The sequence below is a fragment of the Sinomonas halotolerans genome (genome assembly GCF_039615075.1).
Lineage (GTDB): Bacteria > Actinomycetota > Actinomycetes > Actinomycetales > Micrococcaceae > Sinomonas > Sinomonas halotolerans.
The window spans coordinates 240,058-255,383 of record NZ_JBDFRB010000002.1 but is presented as its reverse complement, the minus strand read 5'-3'; the positions used below and the strand labels follow the sequence as shown (position 1 = coordinate 255,383).

The window sequence follows — 15,326 nt, the reverse complement described above, 5'->3', positions numbered from 1 at the left end:
TGCCGGGCGCACGGTCCTCAGGTCCGCCCGACGAACCAGTCCCTCAGCTTGTCCAGGCGCGCCCGCAGCTGCTCCTCGCTCGCCTGGGCCACCGGCGGTCCCCCGCACAGCTGGCGCAGCTTGCTGTGCACCATCCCGTGGGGCGTCCCGGTGCGCGCGCTCCACGCGGAGACGTTCTTCGCCAGCTCGTTGCGGAGGTCCATGAGCTGGCGGTGGTCCGGGATCCCCGCAGGCGACGACGTCACCGAGGACCCAGGCCGCGAGCCTCGCCGCGACACCTGCTCCTGCTGCCGCTGCCGCAGGAGCGTGGCGACCTGGTCGGCGTCGAGCAGGCCGGGGATCCCGAGGAAGTCCAGCTCCTCGTCGGAGCCCACCTCGCCGCCGGTCCCGAACTCACCGCCGTCGAAGAGCACCCTGTCGAACGCCGCCTGCGACTCGAGCGCCTCGTACTTGCCCTTCGTGAGGGTGTCGGAGGCCTTCTCCTCGCGGTTGGCCTCGTCCATGAGCGACTCTTCGAGGTCCATGAGCCCGTCGCCGTCGCCCTGGGGCCGGTCGAGCGCATGGTCCCGCTCGGCCTCCATGGTGTTGGCGAGGACCGTCAGCTGGGGCACCGAAGGCAGGAAGACCGACGCCGTCTCCCCCCGCCGTCGCGCGCGCACGAAGCGTCCCACGGCCTGGGCGAAGAACAGCGGCGTGGAGGTCGACGTCGCGTAGACGCCGACGGCGAGCCGCGGGACGTCGACGCCCTCGGACACCATGCGCACCGCGACCATCCACCGCTGACCGCCGTCGGAGAACTCCTCGATCTTCCCGGAGGCCTTGGCGTCGTCGGAGAGGATCACCGACGGCGACTCCCCCGTGATCTTCTTCAGGAGCCCCGCGTAGGCGCGGGCGTCCTCGTGGTCGGTCGCGATGACGAGGCCGCCGGCGTCGGGCACGGCGCGGCGAACCTCGGTGAGGCGCCGGTCGGCCGCGGCGAGCACGGCAGGGATCCACTCGCCCTGGGGGTTGAGGGCCGTGCGCCAGGCCTGCGCGGTGACGTCCTTGGTCACGGCGGCCTCGCCGAGGGACGCGGCCATCTCCTCGCCGCCGCTCGTGCGCCAGCGCATCTGGCCCGAGTAGGCCATGAAGATGACAGGCCGGACGACGTGGTCCCGGAGCGCCTGCCCGTACCCGTACGTGTAGTCGGCCTTGGACCGCCTGATGCCGTCCTTGTCCTCGGCGTAGTCCACGAACGGGATCGGCGAGGTGTCCGAACGGAACGGGGTGCCGGTGAGGGCGAGCCGGCGGACGGCCGGGTCGAAGGCCTCGCGGAGGCCGTCTCCCCAGGAGAGCGACTCGCCGCCGTGGTGGATCTCGTCGAGGATCACGAGCGTGCGCGCTGCCTCGGTCTTGGCCCGGTGCAGGAGCGGCTTGCTGGCGACCTGGGCATAGGTGACGGCGACGCCCATGAACCCGCGGCCGTGCGCGCCGTCCGAGTTTTTGAAGTTCGGGTCGATCGCGATCCCGACGCGCGCGGCGGCGTCGGCCCACTGCCGCTTGAGGTGGTCTGTGGGGGCCACGATCGTGACGCGGTTGACCACGCCGGCCTCGATGAGGGTCGAGGCGACCCGGAGCGCGAAGGTCGTCTTCCCGGCGCCGGGCGTCGCGACCGCGAGGAAGTCCCGCGGCGCGAGGGCCAGGTACTTGTCGAGTGCCTCCTGCTGCCAGGCGCGGAGCTTGGGGGCGGTGCCCCAGGCGGCGCGCTCGGGAAATGCAGGGGGGAGGGTGGGAGAAGAACCGGGGAGGGTGGGAGCGGAGACGGGCACGGAGGGCGTGGCGTTGTCTCCGCCGAAGAGCGTGTCCGTCATGCGCGCGGCGCCCCGGCTCCGGCGCGCGACGGCGCGTCCGTCCGTCGGCCGGCGACCGCGCCGAGGAGGGCGGGCACCGCGAGGGACGAGGTCAGGAGGGCGAAGCCGAAGGCCCCCGGGGTACGGGATCCGTCGAGCATCAGGGCGTACAGAGTTCCGGCTCCGGCGGTTCCAATCACTCCACCGAGCATATCGGCCAACTGGAGGCTGGCCGAATTCCTGCCGCGCTCGGCCGCGTCGCTGAGGTCCAGTGTCGCCACCGAGGTGACTGACATCGCAAGCCCCATGCCCATCCCGGCGAGGACCCATGCAGCAGGGATCCACCAGGCGGCCGCGGAGAGGGCTGCCGAGGCGGAGATGAGCGCGAGGCACGCGGCGACCGCGGCCGGGCCCAGCACGAGGCTGGCCCTACGAGTGAGCCATGCACGTGCCTGCACGAACGACCCCGCCGTCCATCCCAGGGCTCCGCCCGTGAGCGCGAGGCCCGCGATGGACGGCTCGAGCCCGTACCGGTCCACGAGCAGCAGCGGGATGAAGGCCTCGGCCCCGAAGAAGGCGAAGGTGAGCAGGCCCCGCACCGCCATCACGGCCGAGAGGCCGCGCCGTGCCGTCCACACGCCCGGGGGGATGAGCCGCCGCGCGCCGAGGACGGCCGCCAGCGCGCCGGCGAGCCCGACGACGATCAGGACCGGCTGGGCGTTCCCGGACCACATGCCCTGCGCGGCGGGTCCCGTCCCGGCCTCGGCTGCGGCGGCAGCACCGGACCCGGCGCCGGCCATGAGCGCCCACTGGGCCGCGGCGACCCCGCCGGCCAGTCCGATCCCGGCGAGTGCCCGGCGTCGCCCGTCTGCGCCCGCGCCTGCACCCGCCGGCGCGGCGGACGGCGCGGGGAGGCTGCGCACGCGGGGCCACACGAGCGCGAAGGCGGCGGCGACGATCGGGGCGACTCCGAGGAAGGGGAGCCGCCAGCTCACATGCTGGGCGAGGAGCCCAGAGGCATAGGGACCGATCAGGGACGGGACGACCCAGGCGGCGGAGAACCAGCCGAACATCGCCGGCTGGAGCGGCTGGGGCAGGGCCTGGCCGATCACGACGTAGACCGCCACGATCGTGAAGCCCATGCCGAGGCCTGAGACCATGCGGCCGGCGGTGAACAGCCCGAAGCTGCCCGCCGCGCCGCCGAGCACGAGCCCAGCGCACATGAGCGCGAGCCCGGCGAGGAGCGCGGGCCGGGGGCCGCGGCGGTCGCACCAAGGGCCGGCCGCCGCTGTCGCGGCCATGGACGCGGTCAGGAAGAGGGAGAAAGCGAGCCCGTAGTACGCCCGGCCGCCGAGCTCGGCGGCCACGACCGGCATGGCGGTTGTGACGGCCATCGCCTCGAATGCCCCGCACGTGACGATCGCCAGGAGCCCGACGACGAGCGCCCGGTGGGGCGGGGCCATGAGCCGCGCGGTGGCCGTCCCGCCGCGGCCGGTGTCAGGCGGGGACCCGTCCTCCCCGTGGGATCCGGGCACCCGCCGCGCCTCAGCTGTCGTCGCCCGAGCGGAGGCCCTCGTAGATCTCCTTGCACGCGGGGCACACGGGGAACTTCTTGGGGTCGCGGCCCGGCGTCCACACCTTGCCGCACAGCGCGATCACGGGCTCGCCCGTGAGGGCGGACTCCATGATCTTCTCCTTGCGCACGTAGTGCGAGAAGCGCTCACGGTCGCCGGGCTCGAGCTCCTCGCGCAGCTCTTCGCGCTCGATCGTGGCGGTCGAGCCGCCGCGGGCGGGGTCGCTGGGATCGTCAAAGGGGTCCGGGGGGAACGTGCTCATCCTCCCATGGTAGACGCGCGGGTCAGAGCCCCTGCCACGGCGGCTTGTTCTCGTACACGTGGCGGTAGTAGTCGGCGAGGCGGAGCACCGAGGCCGCTGCCGAGTCCACGATGACGGTGGTGTGCGGGTGGAACTGGAGGACGGAGGCGACGCACATCGCAGTGACGGGCCCCTCGACGAGCCCGTGGACGGCCTCGGCCTTGCGTGCGCCGGTTGCGACGAGGACAACGTGGCGGGCGTCCATGATCGTCCCGACGCCCTGGGTGACCACGTGGTGGGGGACCTCGGCGATGGACGGGAAGAACCTCGCGTTGTCGCGCCGGGTCTGCTCGGTGAGGGTCTTGATGCGGGTGCGGGAGGCCAGGGACGATCCGGGCTCGTTGAAGCCGATGTGGCCGTCGCTGCCGATCCCGAGGATCTGGAGGTCCACGCCCCCTGCGGCGGCGATGGCCTCCTCGTAGGCGGCGCAGGCCCCCTCGATGTCCTCGGCCGAGCCGTCGGGGCTGTGCACGCGGGAGGGCTCGATGTCCACGCGATCGGTGAACTCGCGGCGGATCACCTCCCGGTACGACTGCGGATGGCCCTCCGGCAGGCCCACGTACTCATCGAGCGCGAAGCCCGATGCGCGGGAGAAGTCGAGGCCCTCCTGGGCGTGGAGCCTGGCCAGCTCGTCGTAGACGGGCAGCGGCGAGGATCCGGTTGCGAGGCCCAGCACGGCATCCGGCGTGGACCGCACGAGCCGTGCGATCGCTCCGGCGGCCACGCGGCCCACGTCACGGGCGTCCCTGAGGATCACGACTTCCATGCGGCGGCGCTCCCATCGAGGGTTGTCTGCTGGTTCTGCACGAGGACAGCCATGACCGGGCGGTCCGGATCCGCGACGCTCATCGAGACCGCGCGAGGCTCGCGTAGAGCTCAGGACCCTTCCGGTCCATGATGCGGCCTCCGCCGACGATCCCGGCGGCGAGGAGGAGCGCGCCGAGGCCAGCTCCGGTCCCGAGCGCCGCCCATGCGAGGGAGCGTTCCCCCATGAGCGCGGCAAGGACGGCGAGCGCGAGCTCCGGCATCACGAGGACTGCCAGCACTGCCATTCCGCCGAACTGGACGAGAAGCGTCTGCGCCGTCCGGCCAGGCGGCTTCTTGAACGGGCTCTCGCCCGGCAGTGGGACGGCCGCCGTGTACATCGCCGAGAGCACCGAGCCGAGGCCGGATGCCGTGAGGAAGAGTCCCAGGGAGACGCCGAGGACGGCCGGGAACAGGAACCACTCCCCCGCGAGCGCGAAGGGGAGCGCCGTGAGCAGGAGTGTTCCCGGCAGGCCCCAGAGCGCGAGCGCGAGGAAGCGCCCGAACCTGTCGGCGGCCCCGCTCACCCCCGCGGCGAGGTGCAGCGCGAACGCCGTGGAGTCGTAGGAGACGTCCGAGGCCGTCTGCCAGGCGATGAGGAACGCGCACACCGGTCCGACGAATGCGAACGGACCCTCGAGCACGCTCGAATCACCTCCGCCGCCGACGGCCGTCACCGCATAGAGCGCCACCGGCAGGAGCGGGACCACCACCAGGCCCGCGCCGTAGCGCGGGTCCCTGGTCCAGTAGACGAGCGCACGGGCGGCAACGGCCCCAGCCGGCGTCGGCGGCATCCACGCGAACGGGCCGATGCCCCGGCGTCGGCTTCTGGCACGGCTCCCGGACGAGCGTGGCGCGACGAGCGCGCGGGACAGGGCACGGCACCAGCCCCACCAGACGGCGGCCACCGCCGCCGCGGCGATCACCGTCTTGGCACCGGACTCTGCCAAGCTGCCCCGGGCCGCGGCAGCGGGGGCGGAGAAGGGGGCACCGAGCGGAGTCCATCCGAGGACGTCGAGCGCCGCGCGCAGGGCCTCGGCTCCTCCGCCCTCGAGCCTGCCCGCGCTGACCGCGAGCGCAGGGCCCGCGAGCATGAGGGCGGCGAGGCCGGCGACGACGGCCGCGTCCCGGAAGCGGCGGGTGGATGCCAGGTCCGAGGCGGCACTGGCGACAAGGCGGCTGGCGCCCACGCACAGGGTCAGGGCCAGGAGCGCACAGATCGCCGCGACGGCCGCAGGCACGGGGCCGCGGGACCACGTGACGACACTCGCGGCCAGAGCGGTGGCGGTGCAGGCTCCGGGGACGCCGATGAGCCCGGCAGCGGCCTGGCCCACCAGCAGGTCCCGCAGGCGGAGCGGGAAGGGCGCGAAGCGGGCGGGGTCCAGCGTGAGGTCGAGGCCGCCCGCCACGAGCGGGATGAGCGCCCAGCCGAGCACGAGCCCGGAGCCGGCAGTGACGAGGACAGCCTCGGCCAGGTCCACGGGGAAGGCCCGCAGCCCGATGAGCCCCGAGACCGCCGCGACGAGCAGCCCCAGGCCGTACAGCGCCGCGAGGGCGACTCCCACGAGCTGCCACGCGCTGCGATGGAGGGAGTTGCGCAGGAGCACGAGCTTGAGGGAGATCAGGCGCGCAACCACGTCAGCCCCTCGGCGGGGCCCTGGCCCCCGACGAGCTCGACGAAGCGCTCTTCGAGCGACCGCCCGCCCCGCACCTCCTCAACGGTGCCCGCTGCGAGGATCCGGCCGTCGGCGACGACGGCCACGTGGTCGCACATGCGCTGGACGAGGTCCATGGCGTGGCTCGAGACGACCACCGTCCCGCCCGATGCGACCAGTCCCGCAAGGATCGAGCGGATGTTCGCGGCCGAGACGGGATCGACGGACTCGAAGGGCTCGTCGAGGACCACCACGCGGGGAGCGTGGACAAGGGCTGCGGCGAGGGCGGCCTTCTTGGCCATCCCAGCCGAATAGTCGACCACGAGGGTGCGCGCGTCCGCGGTGAGGCCGAACGCGGCGAGGAGCTCGGCGGTCCGCTCCGCCACGGTCCCGCGCTCGAGGCCGTGGAGCAGCCCCGAGTAGGTGATGAGCTGCTCGCCGGTCAGGCGGTCGAAGAGGCGGACCCCGTCGGGAAGGATGCCGAGCAGCCTCTTGGCCTCGAGCGGGCGCTCCCAAACGTCCACTCCGAGGACGCCGGCGCGCCCGGCGTCAGGGCGCACGAGGCCGGTGGCCATGGACAGCGTGGTGGTCTTCCCGGCGCCGTTCGGTCCCACCAGCCCGAAGAACGATCCCGCGGGGACGTCGAGGCTGACGCCCCGCACGGCTGGCTTCCCGGCGAACGCCTTGGCCAGGCCCCGCAGCGAGAGCGCGGGGCCCGGCGCAACGGGCTCTCGATGGGCCACGACCGGGACCGGCTCTAGAAGAGCGCGCGTGCGAGCTGGGCTCGGGCGGCGGAGACGCGGGGATCGCTGCCCCCGATCACCTCGAAGAGCTCGAGCAGGCGCACCCGAGCCCGGTCGCGATCCTCGCCCGCCGTGCGCGAGACCACTCCCACGAGGCGGGAGAACGCGTCCTCGACGTGGCCGCCCACAAGGTCCAGGTCCGCGACGGCGAGCTGGGCATCCAGATCGTCCGGGTTCTGTGCCGCCGCTGCCCGCAGTGCCTCGGCCGCCGGCTGGTCGATGCCCGCCGCGCGGGCCATGAGCTGGACCTGCGCGAGCCCTGCCTTCGCCTCGCGGTCCGCCGGCTGCTCGGCGAGCGCCTTGCGGTAGGCGGCCTCGGCCGCCGCGAAGTCCCCGCGGTCGATCGCGTCGAAAGCCTCCTGGTGCAGGGGCGGGAGCTCGGGCTCGGCGGTCGAGGCCTCGGCGGCTCCCCCTGCTGCCGTGCCGTTGACGCCGTTCGCCGCGGCAACGCGCAGGAGCTCGTCGAAGAGCTGGCGTGCCTGCTCCTCAGACGCCGCACCCTGGAAGAGCGGGATGGGCTGCCCCTTGAGGATCGCGACCGCGGTCGGAACAGCCTGGGCGCCGAAGGCCTGGGCAAGCTGAGGGAATCCCTCGACGTCCGCCGCCGCGTAGAGGAGGCGGCCGCCATAGGACCCGATCACCGCGCCGAGGTCGTCGCGCGCGCGCTGCGACTCCGGGGAGTAGGCGGCCCAGAGGAGCACGACGACGGGTACGGTCGCCGAGCGCTGGACGAGGTCCTGGAACGACTGCTCGTCCACGGCGATCGGCGAGGACACGCCGGCTCCGGTGCCGGCGGCAGGGTCAGCCGGGCCGCCGGGCGCGCCCATGCCAGGGGACGCCGGGCCGGGCCCGGCGCCACCGTGCTCATGCGCGGCCGGGGGCGTGGCCGTTGCACGGGCCTTGAGTGCCGAGAGGTCGACTGCGCCGCGGAGGTTGAGCTGCGGCTGGGGCTGTCGGGATCCGGGAACGCTCATGGTTCCACCATAGTGCGCACAGGCGCCGAGGCCACTGCATCCGCGACGGATGCATGCGCGCCCCGGCCAGGATGCGCCTCGGCGCCGGCCGCTGGGCGGCCGGCGCCGAGATGGTGCCGCAACGGGTGTTCCGGTGGGGGGGACGGCGGATCGGAAGGCGGTCAGCCCACGCTCGCGGCGGAGAGGTTCCGCGTCGCACCGATGAGCGTGACCTTGCCGTCGCCGCCCTCGGGCGAGATGTAGACGGCCACGGTCTCGCGGAAGGTGAGGGTCATCTTCCCGGTCGCCTCGTTCCCTCCTGCGAGGACGGCGGCGTCGGCCTGGAGCGTCACCTTGTCGCCGGCTTCCTTCGGCGTGCCCGTGATCAGGAAGTCGAGCGGCGCGAACACGAGGGCACCGCCGTCTGCGGTGCGGAAGGCCGTGGCCTCCTTGCCCACGAGGGAGTGCTTGAACGTGAACTTGGCGTTCGGGCTGCTCTTGACGATGTCCGCCTGGTACCCGTGCGTATCCGTGATGTAGGCGTTGCCGGGGATGCGGTCCTTCCACTTGCTCTTGGCCGAGCTGAGCCTGTCCGCGACGCCCGCGATCGCCTCGGCCGGGGTCGCGGCAAGGCCCTCCTTCGCGTCGAGAGCGAGGGTCTCGGCGCCGGCACTCGCCGTGCTCGGGAAGGTGTTGCCCGGGAGCAGCGGCACTGCCTCGATGAGCTTGTAGTTCTCACGGGGGGTGGCCTGCCGGAGCGTGAGCAGCTGCGGGGTCGTGTTGCCCTCGCCCTGCGTCACCGCGACCACGGTGCGCGGCCACGTGCGGGTCGTGGTCACGACGCTCGAGAGGAGGTCGGTGGCGCGCACGGGCGCGAGGGCCGGTGCCTTGGCCACCTCGGTGCGGACCTTGTAGTTCTTCGTGCGCGCGAGGAGGGCCGTCCCGGCCACGCGGGGCGCAAGCTTGGCCGCGTCCTTGGCGTTGTCCCCCGTCTGGACCGCATTCGCGGTCTGTTCGAGGATGCGCTGCAGCTGCTCCTCGAGCAGGATCCGCTGCGGAGCGGCGGCCTGCTCGGACGGCGAGCCCGTGGCCTGCGCCGCGGGCAGGGCCACCGGACCGGCGAGGACGAGGACCACTGCCCCTGCGGCAGCCCGTGCGCCCCACCGCTGCGAGGACGGACGGCTCGGCGCGGCGCGGCGCGGGGTGAAGCCACCGCGGTCCGAGTTCGGGCTCCAGCCGGAGGCACGGCCAGCCCCCGCAGCGCGCCCGCCGCGGGGCGCCGGGCCGGAACGCCGCCCCTGATCGGATCCCGTTGTGGGCCCGCCCCGCCCGGGACCACGGGTGCCCCCGCGGCCGCGGCCGGTCCCGAGCACGGCGAGGACCACCGCCGCGAGGAGGAGGATGCCGCCGATGACCACAAGCGGGATGGCCCACGGCGCCGAGGCCTGGCTGGGCCACGTGATCGTGACGTCCTGCGGGGCAGCGGCCTTCCCGTCGCTCGCGAGGACGAGCTGCCACTCGCCCTCGGCGGGGAAGTCCCACCGGTACTCGAGGGTGCCGCTCGCGCTCTGGGTCGAGGCGAAGAGGTCGGCGCCGGCCGGGTTCGGGGCGGAGGGCTCGCCGTCCGCGTGGGTCACGGTGAGTGTGCGGCCGTCCTCCGAGGCGCCGTCGATGGTGTTGTGGGCGGCCTTGCCCACCCACGCCTCGACCTCGTCCGGGCGCGCGGCCGCGAGGACGAAGTTGCCCTCGCCGCGGACGGTGAGAGTGGCGTCGTCGCCGCGGAGCTGCGCCAGGCCGCCATCGATCACGGTCAGGGGCGCCGCCTTGGTGTCAGCGGGGACGACGGCCGTGACGTACTTCTCGGGGGCCCACCATGTCAGCTGGCCGATGCCGGCCACGAGGGCTATGAGGCCGAGCAGCAGGAACGCGGCTGCGGTCTTCAGTCGCACGGAAACACCTTTGCGTTGGGGACACAGACCCTCCAATGGTAACCAAATCGTGACCAACAGGCTCATCGGGACCGGCTGGTAGGGTGGCCGCACAGCCACACAGGGCACCCGGTGACGGCGGTTTCCCGCCCTAGCGGGAGGCCTGCCGGCCCCGGCACCGCAACCATCCGCGCAGGCGGCACTCGGAAAGGAGTCGGCATGACCGACAGCCCGCAGGCCGGCGCCGCCGGCCGGCCGGAGGCAGACCCCGGAGAGCCTTCCGGGACCGCCGCGGAGCGGGAGGCCGGGGCCCCGGCGGAGCCAGCCGTCCCCGTCGCCGTCGCCGCGGCCCATCAGCGCGGCCTCCTCGCGGGGTTCTTCCGCCAGGCAGCGCGCCGCATGCGCGCGCCGCTGCCCGGGGCCCAGCCGCGCATCCGCTTCGAGATGCCCCCTGTCCAGGACGAGGAGGCCGAGGCCGAGGCCGACGCCGCCGCCCCCTTCGGCGAGCCCGGGCCCCGGATGTCCAGCAAGCACCCGCTCTACATCGGCTTCATGGGGACGGTCGGCGTAGGAATCGCCCTCGGCCTCTACTACATCGCCTCGCACACCACCCAGCTGCTCCTGTGGATCCTCGCCGCGCTCTTCATCTCGCTCGGCCTCGATCCGGTCGTGCGCTGGCTCGAGGCGCGCCGTGTGCCGCGCGCTGTCGGGATCGCAGCCACGATCCTGAGCCTCCTCGCCGTCCTCGGTGCCTTCTTCGGCACCCTCATCCCGACCATGGTGGACCAGGTGTCCCAGCTCGTGGACGATGTGCCGAGATGGATCGAGGACTTCGTCGCCTCCGACTTCTACCGGAGCATCGACGAGCAGTTCGGGATCAAGGAGCGGGTCACCGAAGAGCTCCAGAAGCTCGGCGAGAACTCGGCGGCCGTGACGAACGTGTTCGGCGGCGTCCTCGGCTTCGGGACCACCGTTGCCAACTCGCTGTTCGGTGTGCTCGTCGTGGTCGTCCTGAGCCTCTACTTCCTCTCGGCACTGCCCGCAATGAAGGCCTGGGCGTACCGCCTCGCACCCCGCTCGCGCCGCGCACGCGTCGAGGCGCTCAGCGAGGAGATCACCGGGTCGGTCGGCAACTACGTGATCGGCCAGGTCTGCGTCGCGGCCCTCAACGCGACCTACGCCTTCATCGTGATGGGCCTGCTGGGCGTGCCGTTCGCGGCGCTCCTGGCGTTCGTGGTCGGGTTCCTCGCGTTCATCCCCCTCGTGGGCGGGGTGGTGGCCGGGGTCCTCATCTCCGTCATCGCGCTCACGGCCGGATGGCAGACGGCGGCCGCACTCGCCATCGCCTACTTCGCCTACCTGCAGTTCGAGGCCTACTTCGTCTCCCCACGGATCATGCAGAAGGCGGTCGCGGTGCCCGGACCGGTGGCCGTCATCTCCGTGATCGCCGGCGGAAGCCTCCTCGGGGTGCTCGGCGCCCTGATCGCGATCCCGACCGCCGCGGCCGTCATGCTCCTGATCCGCGAGGTCTTCATCGCCCGCCAGGACCGCCACTAGGGAGGCGGGCCTACGGTCAGGCCGTGGCGGTCGCCGTCGGGCCCTCCCACTCCGTGGGCAGGCCGGACGGCCCTGCACCCGCCGGCGTCACGTCGTCGACGATCTCGCTCAGCACGCGGTGGACGAACTTCTCCCCGACCCACAGGTGCTTGGCGCCGTCGACGCCGACGAACCGCGCCTGGGGGACACGGGCGAACCGCTGCGCCGCCTCGGCAGGCCGGAGGTAGTCGTCATGCTCGGGGACCAGCACCGTGAGGGGGCGCTCCGACGCCCCCCACGCGTCGAGGTCCGCATCGCCGGCCCGGTGGAGCGGCGGGGACAGGAGGATCGCCCCTTCCGTGAGCTCGGCGATCGGCGACGACGCCCCGTACTTGAGCGCGAGCTCCGTACCGAAGGACCAGCCGACGAGCCACCGCGCCGGCAGGCCCCGTTCGGCTGCGAACGCGACCGCCGCCTCGACATCGGCCTTCTCCCCGATCCCTTCCTCGAACGCCCCCTCGCTCGTCCCCCGCGGGCTCGACGTGCCGCGCGTGTTGAAGCGCAGGACGGCGATGTCCGCGAGCGCCGGGAGGCGGAAGGAGGCCTTCCGGAAGACGTGCGAGTCCATGAATCCGCCGTGCGTCGGCAGCGGATGGAGGGTGATCAGCGTCGCGACCGGCTCGCGGTCTGCTGGCAGCGCGAGCTCGCCCACGAGCGTGAGCCCGTCCGCCGTGCGCAGCTCGATCTCCTCGCGGCGCGCAGGCAGCACCGTGTTGGCGCGCAGGGGAACTGGCTCCTCGGACTCCGTGAACGCGTAGGGCGGACCGGCGGACGTTGAAGGCTGGGCGTGCTCTGCTGGCATGCAGGCCAGCCTAGCCGCCACCACGCCTCCTACCTCCTCCGGTAGCTGCGCGTCCGCCAGCAGTGGGTGTGCCAGTGCCGCCGCTCGGAGATCCCGGCGGCCTCCCCGAAAAGGTGGTCGTCGGCCCACACGACGAGGTGCGCGACCCCGGGCGGGATCACCCGCGAGCACTCGGGGCACGTGTACTCCTTGGCCGCCGTCCGTGTCGTGACCTGCCGGACGCGCCAGTCGCCGTCGGGCGCCGACTCGAGCCGCGCGAAGCCCGCGAGAACGCGCTCGGGGTCGAAGTCCTCGCGGTCCTCCCTGTCCTGGCCGCCTCGGTCTGCCCGTGCGCCCCGTGGAGCGGGGGACGACGACGGGCGGCGGCGGGGGCGGTTCGAACGGGGCATCCTCCCATTCTGCCCCGCACCGGGATCGGCCCCCACCGCGTGCCCGGTAGAGTTGCCCGGGTGCGACTCGTCATTGCCCACTGCTCCGTGGACTACGTCGGCCGGCTCAAGGCCCATCTGCCGCTCGCGACCCGGCTCCTCGTCGTCAAGGCCGACGGCTCGGTGCTCGTCCACTCGGACGGCGGCTCCTACAAGCCCCTGAACTGGATGAGCCCGCCGGCCCATCTGCGCGTCAGCACGCCGGAGGAGGCCGAGCTCGAGGACGGCGTGGTCCAGCAGTGGACGGTCCAGTCCACGAAGACGGACGACCGCCTGATCGTGAACCTCCACGAGGTGCTGCATGACTCGAGCCACGAGCTCGGCGTAGACCCGGGCCTCATCAAGGACGGCGTCGAGTCCGATCTCCAGCGGCTCCTCGCGGAGCAGATCGAGACCCTCGGCGAGGGCTACACGCTGATCCGCCGCGAGTACTTCACGGCGATCGGACCCGTGGACATCCTCGCGCGGGATGGCGACGGGACCACAGTCGCCGTCGAGCTCAAGCGGCGCGGCGACATCGACGGCGTCGAGCAGCTCACCCGGTACCTCGAACTGCTCAACCGCGACCCGCTGCTGGCCCCCGTGCGCGGCATCTTCGCGGCGCAGCAGATCAAGCCGCAGGCGCGGGTCCTCGCGGCCGACCGCGGGATCGACTGCGTGACGCTGGACTATGACGCCATGCGGGGCGTGGACGACGTCGACTCCCGGCTCTTCTGAACCTCCCGCCACGAGGACGGCGGACCGCGCCATGGCGCGCGCGAACCGGCCGACTGGGACCGGGCTCGCCTAAGATCGTGGCATGACGACCCCGAGCGCACCCTCACCGGAAGCCCCCGGAACGCCGCGACTGCTCGCGCGAGGCCGGATCGTGAGCGACGGGACGGCGGTGGACGCCGGACTCGTCGCGACGGAGGACGACCGCATCGTGTACGCGGGGCCTGCGGCGGACTTCGATGCCGCGGGCTTCGCCGGGTCCGAGCTCGAGCTCCCTGAGGACGCGATCCTGCTGCCCGGCCTCGTCGACCTCCACTGCCATGGCGCGAACGGCGGCGACTTCCCGAGCGCGGACGAGGACTCCGCCCGCCGGGCCCTCGACTTCCTCCACCGGAGCGGGACCACGACCCTCCTCGCCTCGATGGTCACGGCGTCCCCGGACGCGCTCGTGGCGGGCTTGGAGCTCTTCGCCCGCCTCGATTCCGAGGGCCTCGTGGCCGGGACCCACCTCGAGGGGCCCTTCCTCTCGCACGCGCGGTGCGGCGCCCAGAACCCGGACTTCCTGCTCGCCCCGGACCTCGGCCTTGCCGAGGAGCTCGTCGCCGCCGGAGCCGGCACGCTCGTCTCGATGACCTACGCCCCGGAGCTGCAGGGCGCCGCCGACCTGGTCGACCTGCTCACGGCCCACGGCGTCACCCCCTCGCTCGGCCACACCGACTGCGACGACGCGGCGGCCGAGGCCTCGCTGGCCCAGGCCCGCGACGGCCTCGCCGCGGCAGGGTTCGACGGGACCTCAGGGCTCCCGACGGTCACCCACCTGTTCAACGGCATGCCGCCGCTGCACCACCGCGCTCCTGGCCCGGTCGCCGCCTGCCTCCGCGCCGCCGCCCGCGGGCAGGCCGTCGTGGAGCTCATCGCGGACGGGGTGCACCTGGACCCCGCCATGGTGCGCACGGTCTTCGAGCTCGTGGGGCCGGGCGGGATCGCCCTCGTGACCGACTCGATGGCGGCCGCCGGGCTCAGCGACGGCAGGTACACCCTCGGCCCCTCCCCCGTCACGGTGGCCGGAGGAATCGCGACCCTCGACGCGACCGGCTCGATCGCCGGCGGCACCGCGACCCTCATCGAGGTGGTCGCGCGCACGGCTGCGGCCGGGGTGGGCCTCGAAGAGGCCGTCCTCTCGGCGACCGCGGTGCCTGCCGCGGTGCTCGGGCGCTCGGACGAGATCGGCAGCCTGCGGCGCGGACTCAGGGCGGACGTCCTGGCGACGGACGCGGCCCTGCAGCCGCTCGCCGTCGTGCGCGCCGGGCACCTCCTCGCGCCCCCTCCCGCGGGCTGACCCGCCCCGGCCCGGGACGTTCTCCGCGCGTTCTCCAGAAATTCGCCGACTCGATCGACAAAACGGCGAATGGCCGTTGACCGGGAATCCGGCTCATGATTGGCTAAGACCAGTCTTGATGTAGGTAGCAGTGTTTTTCCATGCAATGCATGCTCGCAAGACCGTTGCGAGCGTGGAGTTCCCGGGCCACCGGGTCCTCCCGCGGAGTAACCCGGCCGGCGCAAGGCGCGTCGGCGTCTCGTTGCAATCCACAGGAGAACGCAGGACATGGCACAGGGAACCGTCAAGTGGTTCAACGCTGAGAAGGGCTTCGGCTTCATCACGCCCGACAACGCTGACGCGGACGTCTTCGTCCACTACTCGGAGATCAAGTCGAACGGCTTCCGCACGCTCGAGGAGAACCAGCGTGTCGAGTTCGAGATCGGCCAGGGCGCCAAGGGGCCGCAGGCCACCGGCGTCGTCGCCCTCTGATTCGAGCCAGCACGGCACACTGAGGAAGGGCCCCGCGGGAATCATTCCCGCGGGGCCCTTCTGCTTTCCGCAGGGCGTCCTCGCGACCATTCCATTATTTACTTGAACTGTAAATAAACATTGCGGGGG

14 protein-coding genes are annotated in these 15,326 nt (G+C 72.9%); 4 read left to right on the top strand and 10 right to left on the bottom strand.

The genetic code is table 11. The annotated features are described in order from the left end of the window. Positions 1–17: 17 nt before the first annotated feature. The 8 genes from ABCQ75_RS03605 to ABCQ75_RS03570 form a co-directional block, all read right to left on the bottom strand. Positions 18–1,850, bottom strand: coding sequence for a DEAD/DEAH box helicase (locus ABCQ75_RS03605; protein ID WP_345883145.1), 1,833 nt, complete (start codon positions 1,848–1,850; stop codon positions 18–20). Continuing rightward, complete coding sequence (locus ABCQ75_RS03600; RefSeq protein WP_345883144.1) at positions 1,847–3,364, bottom strand: MFS transporter; 1,518 nt, start codon at positions 3,362–3,364, stop codon at positions 1,847–1,849. The genes ABCQ75_RS03605 and ABCQ75_RS03600 overlap by 4 nt, the downstream gene beginning before the upstream one ends. A 10-nt stretch (positions 3,365–3,374) precedes the next feature. Next, positions 3,375–3,665 carry a DUF3039 domain-containing protein gene (locus ABCQ75_RS03595; RefSeq protein WP_345883143.1) on the bottom strand — a complete coding sequence of 97 codons (291 nt, stop codon included), beginning with the start codon at positions 3,663–3,665 and terminating at the stop codon, positions 3,375–3,377. Between the two features lie 22 nt (positions 3,666–3,687). Beyond that, the gene (gene nagB, locus ABCQ75_RS03590) at positions 3,688–4,470 is read right to left on the bottom strand and encodes a glucosamine-6-phosphate deaminase (protein ID WP_345883142.1); all 783 of its coding nucleotides are present in this window, start codon (positions 4,468–4,470) and stop codon (positions 3,688–3,690) included. A gap of 79 nt (positions 4,471–4,549) precedes the next feature. Continuing rightward, on the bottom strand, positions 4,550–6,145 hold the full coding sequence (locus ABCQ75_RS03585; RefSeq protein WP_345883141.1) for a transporter: 1,596 nt from the start codon (positions 6,143–6,145) through the stop codon (positions 4,550–4,552). Next, complete coding sequence (locus ABCQ75_RS03580; RefSeq protein WP_345883140.1) at positions 6,130–6,906, bottom strand: ABC transporter ATP-binding protein; 777 nt, start codon at positions 6,904–6,906, stop codon at positions 6,130–6,132. The genes ABCQ75_RS03585 and ABCQ75_RS03580 overlap by 16 nt, the downstream gene beginning before the upstream one ends. Positions 6,907–6,920: 14 nt before the next feature. Continuing rightward, positions 6,921–7,940, bottom strand: a complete 1,020-nt coding sequence (locus tag ABCQ75_RS03575; protein WP_345883139.1) for a tetratricopeptide repeat protein — start codon at positions 7,938–7,940, stop codon at positions 6,921–6,923. A 161-nt stretch (positions 7,941–8,101) separates the two neighbouring features. Beyond that, the gene (locus tag ABCQ75_RS03570; RefSeq protein WP_345883138.1) at positions 8,102–9,868 is read right to left on the bottom strand and encodes a DUF8094 domain-containing protein; all 1,767 of its coding nucleotides are present in this window, start codon (positions 9,866–9,868) and stop codon (positions 8,102–8,104) included. A gap of 198 nt (positions 9,869–10,066) precedes the next feature. On the opposite strand from ABCQ75_RS03570, the gene ABCQ75_RS03565 reads away from it, so the two are divergent. Continuing rightward, positions 10,067–11,404 (top strand): AI-2E family transporter, encoded by a 1,338-nt coding sequence (locus tag ABCQ75_RS03565; RefSeq protein WP_427916025.1) that lies wholly within the window; start codon positions 10,067–10,069, stop codon positions 11,402–11,404. Between the two features lie 16 nt (positions 11,405–11,420). Here the strand turns inward: ABCQ75_RS03565 and ABCQ75_RS03560 are convergent, their stop codons facing one another. Both ABCQ75_RS03560 and ABCQ75_RS03555 read right to left on the bottom strand, forming a co-directional pair. Continuing rightward, on the bottom strand, positions 11,421–12,245 hold the full coding sequence (locus ABCQ75_RS03560) for an alpha/beta hydrolase (RefSeq protein WP_345883137.1): 825 nt from the start codon (positions 12,243–12,245) through the stop codon (positions 11,421–11,423). A gap of 29 nt (positions 12,246–12,274) precedes the next feature. Beyond that, complete coding sequence (locus ABCQ75_RS03555) at positions 12,275–12,634, bottom strand: ATP/GTP-binding protein (RefSeq protein WP_345883136.1); 360 nt, start codon at positions 12,632–12,634, stop codon at positions 12,275–12,277. 60 nt (positions 12,635–12,694) lie between these two features. Between ABCQ75_RS03555 and nucS the strand changes: the two genes are divergently transcribed. From nucS to ABCQ75_RS03540, 3 genes are all read left to right on the top strand, one after another. Next, positions 12,695–13,390, top strand: coding sequence for an endonuclease NucS (gene nucS, locus ABCQ75_RS03550; RefSeq protein WP_345883135.1), 696 nt, complete (start codon positions 12,695–12,697; stop codon positions 13,388–13,390). A gap of 82 nt (positions 13,391–13,472) precedes the next feature. Continuing rightward, complete coding sequence (locus ABCQ75_RS03545) at positions 13,473–14,726, top strand: N-acetylglucosamine-6-phosphate deacetylase (RefSeq protein WP_345883134.1); 1,254 nt, start codon at positions 13,473–13,475, stop codon at positions 14,724–14,726. Positions 14,727–14,993: 267 nt separating this feature from the next. Next, a complete protein-coding gene (locus tag ABCQ75_RS03540; RefSeq protein ID WP_345883133.1) occupies positions 14,994–15,197 on the top strand; it encodes a cold-shock protein in 204 nt (67 codons plus the stop codon). Positions 15,198–15,326: the final 129 nt, after the last annotated feature.